Origin of the sequence: Methylomicrobium album BG8 (assembly GCF_000214275.2) — a bacterium.
Lineage (GTDB): Bacteria > Pseudomonadota > Gammaproteobacteria > Methylococcales > Methylomonadaceae > Methylomicrobium > Methylomicrobium agile.
Genome location: NZ_CM001475.1, coordinates 1081019 through 1098655, shown reverse-complemented (window position 1 = coordinate 1098655; position 17637 = coordinate 1081019). Strand labels below are relative to the sequence as shown.

Below are 17637 nucleotides of genomic sequence, written 5' to 3'. Positions count from 1 at the left end.
CCGTTAAAACGGAGGTCATTTTTTCAGCGCGTCGACTTCTTCGAGGCTAAGCGCGCGCGCTTCGTCTTCGAGCATGACCGGAATGTCGTCGCGGATCGGAAACGCCAGCCGGTCGGGCTTGCAGATCAGTTCCTGCCTGTCCTTGTCGTAAATCAGCGAACTTTTGCAGATCGGACAAGCCAGGATGTCGAGCAGTTTTTTATCTATCATGCTTCTCACTCAATAATTCGATTAACCGCGCCGCGAAAGCGGAATCCATGTTCGCTTCCACCGGAACGGCCCAAAGCCTTTCGTCGGCAAACGCCCCGCATTTTACCGCATCCTTCTCGGTCATTAGAACCGGAAACGTATCGCCGAAGTCGAGATCCTCCGGCCGGAACGCGAAATGGTCAGGAAAATCGTGCGGAATACACCCCAGCCCCGCCATTTCCAGGTGCCTGAAAAACCGCTCGGGATGCCCGATGCCGGCCACCGCATGGCAGGGCGCCGCTTTAAACGCGGCCAAGGGTTTACGCATTCCGGTCAGCAAATTGACCGCCTCCGCCCCCGCCAATTGCATCGAAAATTCGTTCGGCCGCGCCAAGCCGCCGTTCACCACGATCAAGTCCACGTCCTTCAGTCTGGCCTCAGGTTCCCTGAGCGGTCCGGCCGGCAGGCACCAGCCGTTGCCGAAGCGGCGCTCGCCGTCGATCACCGCGATTTCGAGCGTTCTGCCGAGTGCATAATGCTGCAGGCCGTCGTCGGACAGCAGCACGTCGCAATCGGCCCTGTCCAGCAGCAGCCGGCAAGCATCTGTCCGAACCGGAGATACCGCCATCGGGCAGCCGGTGCGGGCCGCGATCAAGAGCGCCTCGTCGCCGACCTCGCCCGCCCGGCTGTCGGCATCGACCCACTGCGGATACAGGGCGGCGCGTCCGCCGTAGCCCCGGCTGACGATGCCCGGCCGGAAGCCTTTTTCCTTCAAAAACCGGGCCAGCCAGATGATCAGCGGCGTTTTGCCGGCGCCGCCGACCGTAAGATTGCCGACCACGATCACCGGAACCGGGAAAACCGTGGTTTTCAGCCATCCGCAACGATAACAGGCCCTGCGCAGCCTGGCGATGCCTTCGAACAGTTTGCCGAAAGGCCACAGCAACAGGCCGGCGCCGGTTTTCCGATACCAGATGCGCGCCGCCAGCCGCGGCAGCTTTGTCTCGATCATTCGGTTTTCGGCTGTTGCGCTTCGAAGGTGATATGCGTGAACCCTGCCCTGCCGGCGGCATCGAGCGCGCTGATCACCGCCTGATGCGGCGTCTTGCCGTCCGCGCTGATGATGAACGGGACATCGGTGCCGCGCGCGGCCATTTTCCGCAACTCCCTGAGCAGGGTTTCGGGCTTTTGATCGACCAACTGGCGCAGCATCTCATCCCCGCCTTTCACATAATACAGGCCGTCGGCGTCGATCACCAAGGTAATCGATGCCGGCGGGGCTTCCGCTTCGGAGCCTGCCGCTTCGGGCAACTTTATCCTGACTTGCGTCTGCCGGTTGAACGTTGTCGAGACCATAAAAAAAAGCAAAAGCACGAACAGCACATCGATCATCGATATCAGCGTAATATCGATTTTTCGCCTCTTTTTACGATGGAAGTTCATAAACTCGCCTCGCGCTCGCCGTGCATCATCTCGATCAGCCGCAATGCCTCGGCTTCCATGTTGATCACGTATTCGTCGACTCGTCTCAGAAAATAGCGGTGGAAAATCAGGCTCGGAATCGCCACGGACAAACCGGTCGCGGTCGTGATCAGCGCAACCGAAATACCGCCCGCCAGCACGGTCGGGTCGCCCGCCCCGTGCTGCATCAGTTGGGAGAAAATCTCGATCATCCCGAATACCGTGCCCAACAAGCCCAGCAAGGGCGATACCTCGGCGATCAGCCCCAGCGCATCCAGGAAGCGCTCCAGGTCGTGCATGACCTGGCGTCCGACATCCTCGATCGACTCTTTCATGATTTCCCGCCCGTGCGCGCTATTGCCGACCCCGGCCGCAATGATCCGTCCCAGCGGCGAACTGGCTTTTAGGCGGCGCAACATCGCGTCGTCCAGTTTGTTGTCTTTGTGTAACCTCCAGACCTGCACGACCAGATCTTCGGGGATGATCCTGCTCTTGCGCAGGGTCCAGAAACGCTCCGCAATAATCGCCATCGCCCCGATCGAACAAATCATCAGCGGCCACATCATCCAGCCGCCGCTCTTAATTATTTCAAACACATTACACCTTGTGGTTCAAAGCCAAAGAATTATTTTTCTCAGCCGGCTATTTTAGACGCGCCGCCGCTTTTTCGCCATGATCCCGCGCCAATCCGAAACAGGCGATCAGGTAAGCGAGAAAGCACGCCAACGCCGCGGCGCCGAATATCGTCCGCGGCCCCAGCACATCCCAGTAATAGCCGCTGAACAAGCTTCCTCCCATGCCGCCGAGCCCGAAACTGAAGCTGCTGTAGAGCGCCTGGCCTTTGCTCTGGTGTCGTTCGCCGAAATGGCGCTGCACCAGATGGATCGCGGCAATGTGCGCCGCGCCGAAACTCGCCGCATGCAGCAGTTGGGCCAAGACCAGAAACGCCGTTTGGGCAAGCCAGCCGATCAACAGCCAGCGTACCGCGGCCAGCAGCAGACTCCAAAGCAGAATGCTCCGCAGGCTCAAAAGGCCGAGCAAGCTCCGCATGAAAATAAAAAGAACGATCTCGGCGCATACCCCCGCCGCCCACAGACTGCCGGTGGCGGCGGCCGAATAACCCAGTTGCTGGAGATAAATCGAATAAAAAACGTAATAAGGCCCGTGCGCCGCCTGCAGCAGCATCGATACCACCAGAAAAGCCAGCACTTCCGGGCGTTTCAAGACCGACAGCACGCGGGAAGGCTCTCTATGCGGCCGGCGCGGCGCCGGATTCGGCAGCATCAGCGTCACGATCCAGTTCAACAGCAACAGCGTCACGACGAACAACCGCAACTGCTCGATCGGCTGGCGGTCGAACCACCACCCGAGCCCCTGCACCGCTACGATGAAGCCGACCGAACCCCAGAGCCGTATCCGGCTGTAGCGGTGCGCGTCGTCGCGCAGATGCGCCAGGGTCACCGCCTCGAAAAGCGGCAGCGATGCGTTCCAGAATACCCCGAAGCCGAAAGTGCAGAGCGCCAGCTCGACGTAACCGCGCGCGGCCAGAAACCCCGAGAAAGCCGCCGCCGAAAAAAACAGCGTCAGCCGGATCAGGCGCAGGTTCTTGCCGGTCCGGTCCGCGATCCAGCCCCAAAAATTCGGCGCGATAATCCGGCTCCCGACCAGCACCGCCGACAGATTGCCGATTTGCGCCGCATCGAGGCCGAGATGCTTGAGGTACAGGTTCCAGTAGGGCAAAAAGCCGCCGAGCGTCGCGAAATAGAACAGGTAAAAACCCGACAGGCGCCAGTAAGGGACGGACATTGGATAAAATTGCTGGGTTAGATGCATGGAAACATAGACTGTAACGGAAGGCGCGCCGGCTTTGCGCGTCACGGCTAATGCCCTGCTCCTAGGCCACCCTTCAACTCACTACTGAATCCGTGTGAATCCGTGTAAGGCGGAACGCGGCAGCGGTTCCGCCGGAGGATGGCCGCTCACCGGCGGATCGCCTGGCGGCATCCGCCCTACTGAACTGCACGAACCCACGTAAGGCGGAACGCGGCAGCGGTTCCGCCGGAGGATGGCCGCTCACCGGCGGATCGCCTGACGGCATCCGCCCTACTGAACTGCACGAACCCACGTAAGGCGGAACGCGGCAGCGGTTCCGCCGAAGGATGGCCGCTCACCGGCGGATCGCCTGACGGCATCCGCCCTACTGAACTGCACGAACCCACGTAAGGCGGAACGCGGCAGCGGTTCCGCCGGAGGATGGCCGCTCACCGGCGGATCGCCTGGCGGCATCCGCCCTACTGAACTGCACGAACCCACGTAAGGCGGAACGCGGCAGCGGTTCCGCCGGAGGATGGCCGCTCACCGGCGGATCGCCTGACGGCATCCGCCCTACTGAATTCATGCAATCGTAATCCACCCCACAGTTCTTATCTCAAAACCGGCAAACCGGAGCGCACATCGCTATTCTGCGCCCGGTGCCGGAGATAGTGGTCCATGATCACAAGCGCCGTCATTGCCTCCGCGATCGGCGTCGCGCGGATCCCGACGCAGGGATCGTGGCGCCCTTCGGTCACCACTTCGATCGGTTCGCCGCGCACATTGATCGACCGTCCCGGCAGGCGCAGGCTCGAGGTCGGCTTCAGCGCGATGCTGGCGACGATGTCCTGGCCGCTCGAAATGCCGCCCAGGATGCCGCCGGCATGGTTGCTCAGGAAACCCGCCGGCGTGATCTCGTCGCGGAATTGAGTGCCCTTGCTTTCGATGCAGCCGAAGCCGTCGCCGATTTCAACGCCCTTGACCGCATTGATGCTCATCAACGCATGGGCGAGATCCGCATCCAGCCGGTCGAAGATCGGTTCGCCAAGGCCCGGCGGCACGTTCGTCGCGACGATATTGATGCGCGCCCCGATCGACTCGCCCTCCTTGCGCAGCGCGTCCATGTAGCTTTCGAGTTCCGGCACGCGTTCGGGATCGCCGCAAAAAAACGGGTTCGTGTTCACGGCCGACCAGTCCAGCCTGTCGATTTTGATCGGTCCCAACTGCGCCAGAAAACCCCGAATCTCGATCCCGGCCTTTTCCTTCAAATATTTTTTCGCAATCGCCGCCGCCGCAACCCGCATCGCGGTTTCGCGCGCGGACGAACGGCCGCCGCCGCGGTAATCGCGGAAACCGTATTTCTGCTGATAGGTATAATCGGCATGGCCGGGCCGGAACGATTCGGCGATTTTCGTGTAATCCTTCGAACGCTGGTCGGTGTTTTCGATCAACAGGCCGATCGGCGTGCCGGTGGTTCTGCCTTCGAACACGCCGGACAAAATCTTCACTTCGTCCGCTTCGCGCCGCTGCGTCGTATGCCGGGAAGTCCCGGGCTTGCGGCGGTCGAGGTCGTGCTGGATATCGGCCTCGCCGAGTTCGAGTCCCGGCGGACAGCCGTCGACGATGCAGCCGAGTGCGGGCCCGTGGCTTTCGCCGAAGGTGGTGACGGTAAACAGTTTTCCGAAGGTATTGCCAGACATATCAATCCAAAGCCGCGATAAATTGGTCGTGATAGAGCGCGAGCTGCTCGCCGGTCAGTAAAAACACGCCGTCGCCGCCGCGCTCGAAATCGAGCCAGTAGAAAGGAATGTCCGGAAACCGGTCCTGCAGCGTCTGCGCACTGCTGCCGACTTCGACGACCAGGATGCCCTGTTCGCTCAGAAAGCCTTTCGCCTGCGCCAGAATCCGCAGTACGATGTCCAGCCCGGTCTTGCCGCCGGTAAAGCCCATCTCCGGCTCGGCATGGTATTCGGGCGGTAGGTTTTCCCATTCGGCGACCGCGACATAGGGCGGATTGCTGACGATAATGTCGTAGCGGTGCCCCGGCAGGCTCTCGAACAGATCGGACCGGTACAACGCCACCGAATCTTCGGACTGATGCTTGGCGACGTTGATTCCGGCGACCGCCAGCGCCTCGGGCGACAAGTCGACCGCATCGACCGCCGCGGTCGGAAACGCATAGGCGCAGGCGATCGCGATACAGCCGCTGCCGGTGCACAAATCCAGAATCCGGTCGACATTGTCCTCGTCGACCCACGGCGCGAAGCGCTGTTCAATCAGTTCCGCGATCGGCGACCTGGGCACCAGCACCCGTTCGTCGACATAAAACGGCAATCCCGCGAAAACGGCTTCGTGCGTCAGGTAGGCGGCAGGCTTTCTCTCGTTGACACGGCGCTCGACGATGTCGATCACCGCCTGCCGTTCCGGCCGGATCAGGACCGCCTCCAGGTAAAACGGCGAAACGTTGTAAGGCAGATGCAGCGTATGCAATACTAAACCCGCCGCCTCGTCGATGGCGGTCAGGGAGCCGTGGCCGAAGTAGACCTGGGCCTCGGTAAAGCGGCTGGCCGCCCAGCGAATATAATCCCTGATAGTAGTTAAAGTATCGATGACCTCGGTCGAAATGGATTGCATGGCTGGAAATTCCTGGCCGGCCGGCCTCTGCGCAAAGAGACGAATTCTAAACTAAACTTGCCTTACTGTCCGATTTTTAAAACCTTTACCCATGGAAGCCGCCGAACCGTCAACCACCTCTTCCTCAACCGGCCAGGCCGAAAATAAGCTGCTGCTGGCGTGTTACCGCCATTTCGAAAAAAACCAGCTGATCCTGCCGACGATCCCCGAGGTCGCTTTTAAAATCCGCCGCGTGATCAATGACGAGAAAGCCAACAGCGCCAAGATCGCTCGCACCATGCAGGCCGACCCTTCGCTCACCGCGCGCCTGATCAAGATTTCGAACAGCGCCCTTTACCGCGGCCGCAAAACGATCGAAAGCTGTCCGGAAGCGATTACCCGGCTCGGCCTGAAAGCCGTGCAGGACATCGTCACGGCGTTTTCGCTAAAGTCGGTATTCACTGCCCAATCGCCTTCCATCCGCCAACGAATGGTCGAATTATGGGCGCACAGCAGTTTCGTCGCCGCGATCAGCGCCGTACTGGCGCACAAGGCGAAAGGCTTCGATCCCGACCGCGCGATGCTGGCCGGCTTGATTCACGACATCGGCAAGATCCCGATTCTGGCCTTTGCCGATCAACACATCGACCTGGTCGCGAACACCGCCCATCTCACCGAAACGATCGACAAGCTGCACGGCATGATCGGCCTGAATATCATCCGCAAATGGAATTTTCCGGACGACTTCGAGAATGTCGTACTCCATTCGGAAAACTGGCAGCGCGATACCGGCGAACATCTCGATTACGCCGACATCGTGATGCTGGCGCAATTCCACAGCCTGATCGGCAAGGTCGACATCAAAACCCTGCCGAAACTCGATACGCTGCCTGCCTATCAAAAAATCGCCCGCCGCCTCGACGCGAGCGGCAGTCTCGAAATTCTGGACATTGCCAAGGAGGAAATCGAAGCGATCCGGCAAATGCTCGGGTGAATCCGTTTTGGCCGCCGTCAATCGCCCGAAGCCTGCCGCTTCCCGATGAAAAGTGGTAAGCGGCAGCCACTGATACCTTGAATCGCCCTGGAAAACATCCCTTATAGCAATTTATTTTTTCACCATTCGTTGCCGCCTATTGACTATACCGTCCAGACGGTACAGTATATGAATTTATGAAACGCATGCAAAAGACGAACACTCGAGAACGCCTGCTCGATGCCGCCGAAGCCGTCGTGATAGAGCAAGGCGTCAGTGCCATGACCTTGGATGCGGTTGCCGCAAAGGCCGGCCTTAGCAAAGGCGGGCTCCTTTATCACTTCCCCACCAAAGACGCCATCGTGCTGGGCATGGTTTCGCGCATCGCTTCCATCGCACAGGAAAGGTTTGCCGCCGGTTTGGCTGGCGAGCCGCCTGGGCGAGGGCGACATGCCAGGACGATGCTGCATATGATGTTGGATACCGAGGGTTCCCTGTTTCCCCGGCTCCAACGGGTGGCCGGCCCATTGCTGGGCGCGGTATCCAGCAATCCGAAAATGCTGGAGCCGATGCGGCGCTTCTTCCAGGGAGTATATCAAGGCATGCTGGATGACGGCTTGCCTGCCGATCGCAGTTGGCTGATTCTTGCCACACTGGACGGTCTCAAATTTTGGAGAATTTTCGGCATCCTGCATCCTTCGGAAGAAGACCTGGCAGGGCTTCGGCGGTTGTTGACGCAGATCATCGATGAGGCATCATTGTGAAAAAGATCATCCTCTTTGCCATCGTTTTGCTGGTCATTGCGGGGAGTGCAAGCTGGATTTATCGCACGTTCCGCGGTGGAGACAGGACCACGCCGACACTTTACGGCAACGTGGACATACGCGAAGTCACGCTCGGTTTCCGCGTTCCCGGCAAGCTGGCGAAACTTCTTTACGACGAGGGGGACAAGGTCAAAGCGGGCGAAGTGATGGCCAGGCTGGACGACGAGCCCTATCGCAATCAGCGGGCCAGCGCCCAGGCCCAGGTGGACTCGTTGCGGGCGCGCCTGAAGTTGCGTGAAACCGGCAACCGTCCGGAAGAGATCGCGCAAGCCCGGTCGCTCGTCCGTGAGCGCGAAGCCGCCGCCGTCAATGCCGAACGCTTGTTCAAACGGGCCGAAGAACTGCTGGCCGACAAAGGCGTCTCGGTCCAGGAACGCGACAACGCCGAGGCCAACCACAAAGAAGCCAGGGCAAGACTCAAATCGGCGCGCGCCAACCTGGCGCTCCTCGAAGCCGGGTTTCGCGCCGAGGATATCGCCCAAGCCAAAGCCGATCTTGCGCAAACCGAAGCGGCACTGGCCACCGCCCGCCTCCAGTTGAGCGATACGGTATTGGCCGCGCCGTCCGATGGCGTCATTCTTACCCGGGCGCAAGAAGCCGGCGCCATCCTGCAAGCGGGCTCTCCGGTTTTCACGCTGTCCCTGGTGAATCCGGTTTGGGTTCGCGCCTATGTCCATGAGCCCGACCTGGGCCGCCTACATCCGGGCATGAAGGTTGAAATCCGCACCGATGCCCTTGACGGCAAACCTTACAGAGGCCAGATCGGCTACATTTCCCCGCGCGCCGAATTCACGCCGAAGACCGTGGAAACGGCGGAACTGCGTACCGCGCTCGTCTACCGGTTACGCATCGTCGTCGAGAATCCCGATGACGGGCTGCGCCAGGGCATGCCGGTCACCGTCATTCTCGCCGGCAGCGCATCAAGCACGCCGGCCCCGTTATGAGCGATGCCCTGGTCATACTCGATTCCGTCCGGAAAATCTTTCCGCACGCGAAGAAGCCCGCGCTGGAAGGCGTCTCGGCCGTGTTGAGGCCCGGCCGGATTACCGGACTGGTGGGACCGGACGGGGCCGGCAAGACAACGCTCATCCGGCTGATGGCCGGATTGCTCGCGCCGACTTCCGGCACCATTTCCGTAGATCATTGCGACCCGGTTCGCGACACGGACAAGCTGCGCCCGGTCATTGGCTACATGCCGCAAAAATTCGGCCTCTACGAAGATCTGTCCGTTGTCGAAAATCTCGAATTCCACGCCGATCTTAGGGACCTGACAGGTGAAGAACGCGCCGCCACCTTCAAACGCCTGCTGGAATTTACCGATCTTGCCCGGTTCACCGCCCGATTGGCCGGAAAACTGTCCGGCGGCATGAAGCAGAAGCTCGGCCTGGCCTGCGCGCTGCTGGGTCGGCCAAGGTTGCTGCTGCTGGACGAACCGAGCGTGGGCGTCGATCCGATTTCGCGCCGCGAATTGTGGAAGATGGTCCATGAACTGATTGCCCAGGGCATGGCGGTCGTATGGAGCACGGCGTATCTGGATGAAGCCGAATTATGCGCGGAGGTGCTGTTGATGAACGACGGCCGGTTGATCTTCTCGGGCAAGCCCGCGGATCTCACGGACCGAATCCATGGCCGAAGCCTGCAAATCAGGCATCTGACCGGCAACCGCCGGCAATTGCTCGCGCGGGCGCTGCGCCGGCCTGAAGTCATGGACGGGGTCATTCAGGGCCATGCGGTCCGCCTGGTGCTCCGCCAAGGAGCGGTCCGACCCAACCTCAAGGAGCTCGATGCCGGGATTGATGCGGAATTCGTGCCGGTCGCGCCCCGTTTCGAGGATGCGTTCATTGAAGCCCTCGGGGGCGGCCCGGGCGGCGATTCGGCTCTTGCGCAACGCCTGCGGCCGGTGCCCGGCAATGACGATACGGTTGTGGAAGCGGTGGCGTTAACCAAACGCTTCGGCGATTTCACCGCAACCGATGATGTGAATTTCAGCGTCAAGCGCGGGGAGATCTTCGGCCTGCTCGGCCCGAACGGCGCCGGCAAGTCGACGACGTTCCGGATGATGTGCGGGCTGCTTGCGCCGACATCCGGTACGGCGCGAGTCATGGGCATCGACCTCAAAACCAGCGCCAGCGAAGCCCGCCAGCGCCTGGGTTACATGGCGCAGAAGTTTTCGCTGTACGGCAATCTCACGATCGAACAGAACCTGAAGTTCTTCTCCGGTGTTTACGGTTTACGCGGCGTCCGGCAGAAAACCGCCATCGCGGACATGGTCGAGGTCTTCAAGCTGCAGCCTTTCCTCGGCACCACGCCCGATGCCCTTCCGCTCGGTTTCAAGCAGCGCCTGGCGTTGGCCTGCGCGGTCATGCACGAGCCGGCGATTCTGTTTCTGGACGAACCGACCTCCGGCGTCGACCCGGTGACGCGCCGCGAGTTTTGGACGCATATCAACGGCCTCGTCGAAAAAGGCGTTACCGTGATGGTCACAACACACTTCATGGACGAAGCCGAATATTGCGACCGCATCGCGTTGGTGTTCCGCGGCAAAATCATCGCGGCCGGCTCCCCGGACCGGCTCAAGGAACAAGCCGTGTCCCCCCGGAATCCCGACCCCTCGATGGAAGATGCGTTCATTTCCCTGGTGCAGCAACATACTTCAGAGGTCTCGATATGAAATCGCCTGTGTCCTTCCGCCGCCTGTACGCCCTTTGCCGAAAGGAGACCTGGCAAATCCTGCGCGATCCGAGCAGTAATCTGATCGCCTTCGTGCTGCCGGTAGTGATGCTGTTCATTTTCGGTTACGGCATCAACCTCGACTCTACCGCGGTGAATATCGGTCTGGTGCTCGAAGACGCCAGTCCCGAGGCCAGACATTTCGCGGACAATCTTTACGGCTCGCGCTACTTCGTCGTTCATCCCGCCGAGACGCAGGCGGAGATCGGGCAGGCGCTGACCGAAGGCCGGGTACGAGGCTTTGTGGTGGTACCGGCGGATTTTGCCGAAAAACTCGAACGGCCGACCGGCACTGCGCCGCTGCTGGTGGTTACCGACGGCTCGGAACCCAACACGGCCAACTTCGTGCAAAATTATGTGACCGGCGCCTGGAACGGCTGGATACAGCAGCGTGCTGGCGAACGCGGCGAAGCGCCGCCGCCCGGCATTACCATCGAACCGCGCTTTTGGTTCAATCCCGCCGCCGAAAGCCGGAATTTTCTGATTCCGGGATCGATTACCATCATCATGACCGTCATCGGCGCGCTGCTGACCTCGCTCGTGGTGGCCCGCGAATGGGAACGCGGCACGATGGAAGCGCTGCTGGCCTCGCCGGTGACCCGGACCGAACTGCTGTTGAGCAAACTGCTGCCTTATTACGTACTCGGAATCGTTTCGCTGTTTCTGTGCGTCGGGGTGGCAGCCTTGATGATGCAGGTGCCGTTTCGCGGTTCGCTGCTGATTTTGTGGGGAATCGGTTCGCTCTTTCTGGCGAGCAGTCTCGGTTTGGGCTTACTGCTCTCCACCGTGCTGCGCAACCAGTTCGTCGCCGCCCAAGCGGCCCTCAACGCGGCATTTCTGCCCGCCCTGATGCTTTCGGGCTTTCTGTTCGAAATCCGCAGCATGCCCGCCGTCATTCAAGCCGCCACCTATCTGATACCGGCCCGCTATTTTGTGACCGCCATCCAGACGCTTTTCCAGGCCGGCAATGTCCCGCCCATTTTGTTGCACAGCGGCCTATTTCTGGTGGCTGCGGGCAGCTTCTTCATCGGGTTGACCGCGCTGAAAACCCGCCGCCGTTTGGAGTAATGATGTTTTCACGCATCCTGACGCTCATCATCAAGGAACTCGAAATGCTGCTGCAAGACCGGCAAAGCCGCATGGTTCTGATCGTGCCCGTCTTCCTGCAACTGGCTCTATTCCCCTTTGCGGCTACGCTGGAAGTCAGGAACAACACGCTGGCGATCTACAACGAAGATTCCGGCCGCGAATCCACGGAATTGATGCAGCGTTTCTCGCAGGCCCAGGCCTTTACCCAACTGCTTACGCTCTACGGCGAAGCCGAGGTGCGAGATACCCTCGACAACCAGGAGGCGCTGCTCGTCATTCGTTTTCCGCCGGATTTTTCGCGCGATATCGCGGCGGGCCGTCCTGCGAAGATTCAAGCCATTCTCGATGGCCGACGCTCCAACAGCGGCCAGATCGCTCTCGGCTACGTGCAACAAATCGTCAATGACTACAGTAACGAACGCTTCGAGTCGAAGCAAAAGAACGCTCGCTCATCGTTGGTTGTCCGCCACTGGTTCAATCCCAATCTGGATTATGCCTGGCATATATTGCCCAGCCTGATCGCCATTATCACGTCGATCAACGCGCTCATCGTAACGGCGCTCTCGGTAGCACGCGAGCGCGAACAAGGCACGCTCGATCAACTTTTAATCTCACCGCTCACGCCCGGAATGATCATGATCGGGAAAATCGTTCCGGCAATTCTGGTGGCCATCATGCAGGGAACGATCATTTTGCTGGGTGCCGTTTTCGCCTATCGCGTGCCGTTCGAGGGATCGCTGTCGCTCCTTTACGGCAGCATGATTTTTTACTGCCTGGCCCTGGCCGGATTCGGCCTGTTGATTTCATCAGTCTGCGCCACGCAGCAACAAGCGTTTCTCGGGGTTTTCAGCTTTTTGATGCCGGCCATCCTGCTGTCCGGCTATGCTTCGCCAATCGACAATATGCCGAGCTGGCTGCAATATCTGGACTGGATCAATCCGATACGCCATTTCATCGTCATCGTAAAGGGGCTTTTCCTCAAGGACATCGGCCTTGTCGCGCTGCTGCACAGCTTGTATCCGCTCCTGATCATCGCCATCGTGACACTGAGTGCGGCAAATTGGTTATTTCGCCATCGCTTAGCCTGAATACGGCGGCATTCAACCCATGCCCCATGCCAACTCGTCGACGGAAATGCCTATGAAAACAACAGCCTTGATCTCCGCATTGTTGGTGCTCCCGGCAGCCGGATGTACCGTTGGCCCGGACTATCGGCCCCCCATTACCCATGCGCCTGCGCAATGGAGCGACCACCATGCCGGCAGCATTACCCGTCGAAATGATCGGCTCGGCGAATGGTGGAAACTCTTTCACGATGCCGAACTGGATTCCCTGATCCAACGGGCGCTCGTAGCCAATCTCGACCTGCGCATGGCCGAATCCCGCGTGCGTCAGGCCCGATCCCAACAGGGCTTCGCCGAAGCGGATTTCTGGCCGACGGTGAATGCTTCCGGCGCTTATACCCGGCAAAAACAAAGCCAAAACCAGCCTATCCTCGGATCGCTGCCCAATTCTTCCAACATCCCGTTTGAGAACGATGTTTACAAAGCCGGATTCGATGCGTCGTGGGAAATCGATCTCTTTGGCGGCAAGCGCCGGGCGCTCGAAGCCGCGACGGCCGAATTGGCCGCGATGGAATATGGCCGGCGCGGCGTGCTGGTGACGTTGCTATCCGAGGTGGCAAGGTATTACGCGCTAACCCGAGGCGCCCAGCGGCAGTGGGCCATTCTTCAAGACCAGATTGAAGCTCAGGAAGAAACGGTCAAAATCACCCGCAGCCGCGTGGATCACGGATCAGCGGCGGAGCTGGAACTGCAGCGCGCGCTTGCGCTGCTGGCGAGTGTACAATCGCAAGCGCCGATCATCGAAACCTCGATTCAGTCGTCGATTCATCGACTGGGCGTGTTACTTGCGCAAAGTCCCGATGCCTTGAATACGGAATTGTCCGCAACGGCGGCTATTCCGGCACCCCCACCACAAGTCCCGGTCGGCTTGCCGTCGGACCTCCTGCTTCGCCGCCCCGACGTGTTGCGGGCCGAGCGTTTACTTGCCGCGGAAACGGCTCGTATCGGACAGGTGAAAGCCGAGCTATTCCCCAAGTTTTCACTCACCGGATCGGCAGGACTCATTAGCATCAGCGCGAGCGACTTCTTTCTCCCCAGTAGTCGCACCTGGTCTATCGGTCCGACCGTGCAATGGCGGATTTTTGATGCCGGTCGAGTGCTGGCGAGCATCAACGCTCAGACAGAAGCTCAAGATCAGGCTTTGCTGAATTATCAAAAGATCATTCTCACTTCATTTGAAGAAGTTGAGACCGCATTGATAACTTATGCAAAAGAGCAAGAACATTACCAACGGCTGGAACAAGAAGTCAATGCAAACCAAAGGGCTGTCGAACTCGCCAGTCAACGCTACGCCAAGGGTTGGACGGGTTACCTCGATCTGCTGGATGCGCAACGCACGCTGTATATCTCCCAAGACGAATGGGTACGCAGCAAACGTGCCGTTACCTTGAATCTGGTTGCGCTCTACAAAGCCCTCGGGGGCGGATGGGAAACAAAGAAACCTTGAAGCTTATGAGAAAAGTGCGCTGGAAGGGTGGTCTACGCCACCATGGGGCAAAGGGACTTTTTCAGCCACCGCCTCCGTCCGAAATATCGGCCTGTCCATATTCATCGAGCAAACAACGCAACGCCGTCCGCACTGTCTGTAAGCGCACGGCATGCCGGTCGCCGGCGAAATGCCGCTCGATGCAACGGCCGGGCCGGCCGCGCCGCTGCCAGGCGATGAATACCAGGCCGACCGGTTTCTCGGCGGTGCCTCCGCCGGGGCCGGCGATGCCGGTCACGGCCAGGGCGATGTCCGCCTCGCTATGCGCCAAGGCGCCGGCGGCCATTTCGGCGGCAATCTGCAGACTGACCGCACCATACTGCCGCAAGGTGCTTTCGCGGACCCCGAGCATCGCAATTTTCGCCGCATTGCTGTAGGTCACGAAGCCCCGGTCGAACCAGGCCGAACTGCCGGCGATTTCGGTCACGCTCTGCGCGATCCAACCGCCGGTGCAGGACTCGGCCAGGGCCAGGCTGTGCCCCGATCCGAGCAGGTGCTGGCCGAGCCGTTCGGCCAGAGACAATAAATCGTTTGGCATCGTCCAATCCATTCTTTAGTCGGCGTGGGGTACGCACCTCGTTTGACGCCTCAACCGGAAAACACCTCAATATTGCGGCAAAACCATGAACACGGCGCGCGATGCGCACCTTCCCTTAATCTGCCGAAATATCGACGAACCCGTGCAGGCCTCGCTTCGATTTGACCGCCAGCCAGTTTTTCAGAAACTGTAATTCCTCGGTTTCTTCCAGACCCTCCAAAGTCTTCTTGTTCCTGAGCAGGCGGAAAGCCTGGGACAAGACATTGTAACGTTCGCCGGTAATACCGGCCCTTCTCAGGCCGACCGTGTTCAGCCGGTAATGGCGCGCCGGCCGGCCGCCGACCAGCGTGAACGGAATCACGTCCATGTTCAGGCCGGTGGTGCCCTGCACGATCGCGAACGCGCCGATCCGGCAGAACTGGTGCGCGACGACCGCGCCGCCCAAGAACACGTTGTTGCCGACTTCGACATGGCCGCCGATCGCGACATTGTTCGCGAAAATGGTCTTGTCGCCGATCGCGCAGTCGTGCGCGACGTGGCTGTTGTTCATGAAATAGCAGCCCGAACCGATCCGCGTTTCGCCGTTTTCCTTGGTCGCCCGGTGCGCGGTAAAGCCTTCACGGAATACGTTGTCGTCCCCGACGGTCAGCCAGGTTGCGGTTTCCGGTTTGAAACCGAGATCCTGAGGCAGACCGCCCAATACCGCATGCGGGTGCAGGATATTGCCCGCTCCCATTCTGACGCGCCCGTGCACGACCGCATGCGCGCCGACCTGGCAGCCGCCGCCAAGCACCGCGCCGCTTTCGATCACCGCGAACGGGCCGACGAAGGTTCCTTCCCCAAGCGTGACATCGGAGCCGATATAAGCGGTCGGGTGAATCTGTTGTGTCATGTTGTATTTAGCCTCTCGGGTGGTATTTGGAATGTAAATCTTTCAGCCGTTCGCGGGCGATATGCGTATAAATCTGCGTCGTCGACAGGTCGGAATGGCCGAGCAGCAGTTGCACCACGCGCAAATCCGCCCCGTGGTTCAACAAGTGCGTCGCGAAAGCGTGGCGCAGGGTATGAGGGGACAGTTCCGCGGCGATGCCTGCTTTTTTTGCGTGCCGCTTGATGATATGCCAAAAGGCCTGCCGGGTCATCCCTTCCGCCCGGTTCGTCACGAACAGGCAGTCGCATTGCCGGGCGCCGAGAATATCCGGCCTTGCCTGATTCATATAGGTTTCGAGCCAGCTCATCGCGATTTCGCCGACCGGAACCAGCCGCTCCTTGCTGCCTTTGCCGGTAACCCGAACCACGCCCTGGCGGAAACTGATCTGCTCGAACTTGAGTCCGACCAGCTCGGACACCCGCAGCCCCGTCGCATAGAGCATTTCGAGCATCGTCCTGTCGCGCAGGCCGAGCGCATTGGATACCTCGGGCGCTTCGAGCAAGCGTTCGACGTCCTTTTCGGACAGCGGCTTCGGCAAGGGGCGGCCGATATAAGGCGACTCGATCAGCGCGGTCGGATCGGCGCTAATCCGGTTTTCGCGCAAATAATAACCGTAGAAGCCGCGCAGGGTCGAAAGAATGCGCGCGGTAGAACGGCTGCCGATGCCCTGCCGATAACGGAAGGCAAGGAAGCGCGACAACTGCTCGCCGTCGGCTTCCAGCATCGGCCTGCCCTTCAGCCAGTCGGCAAATATCCTTAAATCGCTCCCGTAGGCGACCAGCGTATTCTCGCTGAGCCCCTGCTCGGCCCAGGCCGCATCCAGATACTGATCGATTACGTCCGCAGCCTTCATCGGCGATGCTCCGCCTCGAATCGCAACAGTTTGATTTTGACATCCATCAAGGCGCCCTCGGTCACGCCGCAATATCCCCCAAGCCCCGCAGACGAAACGACCCGATGGCAGGGGATGAGCGGCGCATAAGGATTGTCGCGGCAGGCATTGCCGACCGCTCGCGGGGAGGAAGCCAGCACATGGGCCAAAGCGGCGTAAGTCCGCGTTTCGCCGAACGGAATCCGGCACAATTCAGCCCACACACGGCGCCGGAAAGGCGTGCCCTGCGCCAACACCTTCACGGCGAGATCAACCTTACCGTCATGCCAGTAAGCGTCGAACCGATTTTGCCACTCGCGGTCGCGAGAGATTCGGCTATCCGTTTCAATAATCCAATCGCCGCCAACCATCACATCGCCGCTTACGCTTACGCGCAACCACCCTGCGGGTGTTTCCACGCGGATATCTTTCACCGGCTTCCGGCACTGCTCGACCCATTCGACTACGAACGCCATCCGTCTATCTACCTCGCTGGGGCATCGTTCGGGACCCCGCCGCCAGCAACTCAAAACCATGTAAGCATTTACTTACAAACCTATGATATATCAAGATAATTTTTACCCGCATCGCCATCACTCTTTAGTTGACAAAAATTCGCCGTTAGGTACACAATTGAGCAGATCAGCTTGGCCGAACATAGACAACTCAATCCGAAAGCAAGAATAACTTAAGAAAAATACGCCCTAACTTAAACGTATTGGATTAACAACTTAAGAAATATTCTAACTGAGTTTTGCCTAAAATCGCCGAAAAACGATCAAGTTCCGTTTTCAGCCGGGATATCCCGGCGCTTTTGCGTTGAAAGTCCGGAATTGCAGGAGCTATTACTGAAAAATCAGCGCGACTCCGTCCGGCGTGCCATTCATGCTAAAGACCTGGCAGGGTCATAATTAAGAACAATAATCAAAATAAAATCACTTCTTCAACGGAGGCCAACCAAAAACACCGCATTTCAGGGATGTCAATCATCTGCAG

General features: G+C 59.5%; 18 protein-coding genes. 7 read left to right on the top strand and 11 right to left on the bottom strand.

The window, feature by feature from the left end; all coding sequences use genetic code 11:
* Nucleotides 1–15 precede the first annotated feature (15 nt).
* The 7 genes from METAL_RS04805 to prmB all read right to left on the bottom strand — a co-directional run bounded on the left by METAL_RS04805 (nucleotide 16) and on the right by prmB (nucleotide 6096).
* Entirely contained in the window at nucleotides 16–210 is a 195-nt protein-coding gene (locus METAL_RS04805) for a Trm112 family protein (RefSeq protein WP_005370153.1), read from the bottom strand.
* A complete protein-coding gene (gene lpxK, locus METAL_RS04800; protein WP_005370145.1) occupies nucleotides 200–1201 on the bottom strand; it encodes a tetraacyldisaccharide 4'-kinase in 1002 nt (333 codons plus the stop codon). The genes METAL_RS04805 and lpxK overlap by 11 nt, the downstream gene beginning before the upstream one ends.
* Nucleotides 1198–1632 (bottom strand): ExbD/TolR family protein, encoded by a 435-nt coding sequence (locus tag METAL_RS04795; RefSeq protein WP_005370144.1) that lies wholly within the window; start codon nucleotides 1630–1632, stop codon nucleotides 1198–1200. The genes lpxK and METAL_RS04795 overlap by 4 nt, the downstream gene beginning before the upstream one ends.
* The gene (locus METAL_RS04790) at nucleotides 1629–2246 is read right to left on the bottom strand and encodes a MotA/TolQ/ExbB proton channel family protein (RefSeq protein ID WP_005370143.1); all 618 of its coding nucleotides are present in this window, start codon (nucleotides 2244–2246) and stop codon (nucleotides 1629–1631) included. The genes METAL_RS04795 and METAL_RS04790 overlap by 4 nt, the downstream gene beginning before the upstream one ends.
* A gap of 46 nt (nucleotides 2247–2292) precedes the next feature.
* Complete coding sequence (locus tag METAL_RS04785; protein WP_005370142.1) at nucleotides 2293–3456, bottom strand: MFS transporter; 1164 nt, start codon at nucleotides 3454–3456, stop codon at nucleotides 2293–2295.
* A 617-nt stretch (nucleotides 3457–4073) separates the two neighbouring features.
* Nucleotides 4074–5162: a chorismate synthase gene (aroC, locus tag METAL_RS04780; protein WP_005370141.1), complete on the bottom strand. Its 1089-nt coding sequence runs from the start codon at nucleotides 5160–5162 to the stop codon at nucleotides 4074–4076.
* A 1-nt stretch (nucleotide 5163) separates the two neighbouring features.
* Complete coding sequence (gene prmB, locus METAL_RS04775) at nucleotides 5164–6096, bottom strand: 50S ribosomal protein L3 N(5)-glutamine methyltransferase (RefSeq protein ID WP_005370140.1); 933 nt, start codon at nucleotides 6094–6096, stop codon at nucleotides 5164–5166.
* A gap of 91 nt (nucleotides 6097–6187) precedes the next feature.
* Between prmB and METAL_RS04770 the strand changes: the two genes are divergently transcribed.
* The 7 genes from METAL_RS04770 to METAL_RS04740 all read left to right on the top strand — a co-directional run bounded on the left by METAL_RS04770 (nucleotide 6188) and on the right by METAL_RS04740 (nucleotide 14262).
* Nucleotides 6188–7069: an HDOD domain-containing protein gene (locus METAL_RS04770; protein ID WP_005370139.1), complete on the top strand. Its 882-nt coding sequence runs from the start codon at nucleotides 6188–6190 to the stop codon at nucleotides 7067–7069.
* 176 nt (nucleotides 7070–7245) lie between these two features.
* Nucleotides 7246–7812, top strand: a complete 567-nt coding sequence (locus METAL_RS04765) for a TetR/AcrR family transcriptional regulator (protein ID WP_005370138.1) — start codon at nucleotides 7246–7248, stop codon at nucleotides 7810–7812.
* Nucleotides 7809–8816, top strand: a complete 1008-nt coding sequence (hlyD, locus tag METAL_RS04760) for a secretion protein HlyD (protein ID WP_005370136.1) — start codon at nucleotides 7809–7811, stop codon at nucleotides 8814–8816. Before METAL_RS04765 ends, hlyD begins: the two co-directional genes overlap by 4 nt.
* Nucleotides 8813–10543, top strand: a complete 1731-nt coding sequence (locus METAL_RS04755) for an ATP-binding cassette domain-containing protein (RefSeq protein ID WP_005370134.1) — start codon at nucleotides 8813–8815, stop codon at nucleotides 10541–10543. The genes hlyD and METAL_RS04755 overlap by 4 nt, the downstream gene beginning before the upstream one ends.
* Nucleotides 10540–11670 (top strand): ABC transporter permease, encoded by a 1131-nt coding sequence (locus tag METAL_RS04750; protein ID WP_005370132.1) that lies wholly within the window; start codon nucleotides 10540–10542, stop codon nucleotides 11668–11670. The genes METAL_RS04755 and METAL_RS04750 overlap by 4 nt, the downstream gene beginning before the upstream one ends.
* Nucleotides 11671–11714: 44 nt before the next feature.
* On the top strand, nucleotides 11715–12779 hold the full coding sequence (locus METAL_RS04745; RefSeq protein WP_245549468.1) for an ABC transporter permease: 1065 nt from the start codon (nucleotides 11715–11717) through the stop codon (nucleotides 12777–12779).
* Between the two features lie 52 nt (nucleotides 12780–12831).
* Nucleotides 12832–14262, top strand: a complete 1431-nt coding sequence (locus METAL_RS04740) for an efflux transporter outer membrane subunit (RefSeq protein ID WP_005370128.1) — start codon at nucleotides 12832–12834, stop codon at nucleotides 14260–14262.
* 61 nt (nucleotides 14263–14323) lie between these two features.
* Here the strand turns inward: METAL_RS04740 and METAL_RS04735 are convergent, their stop codons facing one another.
* The 4 genes from METAL_RS04735 to METAL_RS04720 all read right to left on the bottom strand — a co-directional run bounded on the left by METAL_RS04735 (nucleotide 14324) and on the right by METAL_RS04720 (nucleotide 17117).
* Complete coding sequence (locus tag METAL_RS04735) at nucleotides 14324–14839, bottom strand: CinA family protein (RefSeq protein WP_005370127.1); 516 nt, start codon at nucleotides 14837–14839, stop codon at nucleotides 14324–14326.
* Between the two features lie 115 nt (nucleotides 14840–14954).
* Entirely contained in the window at nucleotides 14955–15731 is a 777-nt protein-coding gene (gene lpxA, locus METAL_RS04730) for an acyl-ACP--UDP-N-acetylglucosamine O-acyltransferase (RefSeq protein ID WP_005370125.1), read from the bottom strand.
* Nucleotides 15732–15738: 7 nt separating this feature from the next.
* Entirely contained in the window at nucleotides 15739–16623 is an 885-nt protein-coding gene (xerD, locus tag METAL_RS04725) for a site-specific tyrosine recombinase XerD (protein WP_005370124.1), read from the bottom strand.
* On the bottom strand, nucleotides 16620–17117 hold the full coding sequence (locus METAL_RS04720; protein ID WP_005370122.1) for a methylated-DNA--[protein]-cysteine S-methyltransferase: 498 nt from the start codon (nucleotides 17115–17117) through the stop codon (nucleotides 16620–16622). The genes xerD and METAL_RS04720 overlap by 4 nt, the downstream gene beginning before the upstream one ends.
* Nucleotides 17118–17637: the final 520 nt, after the last annotated feature.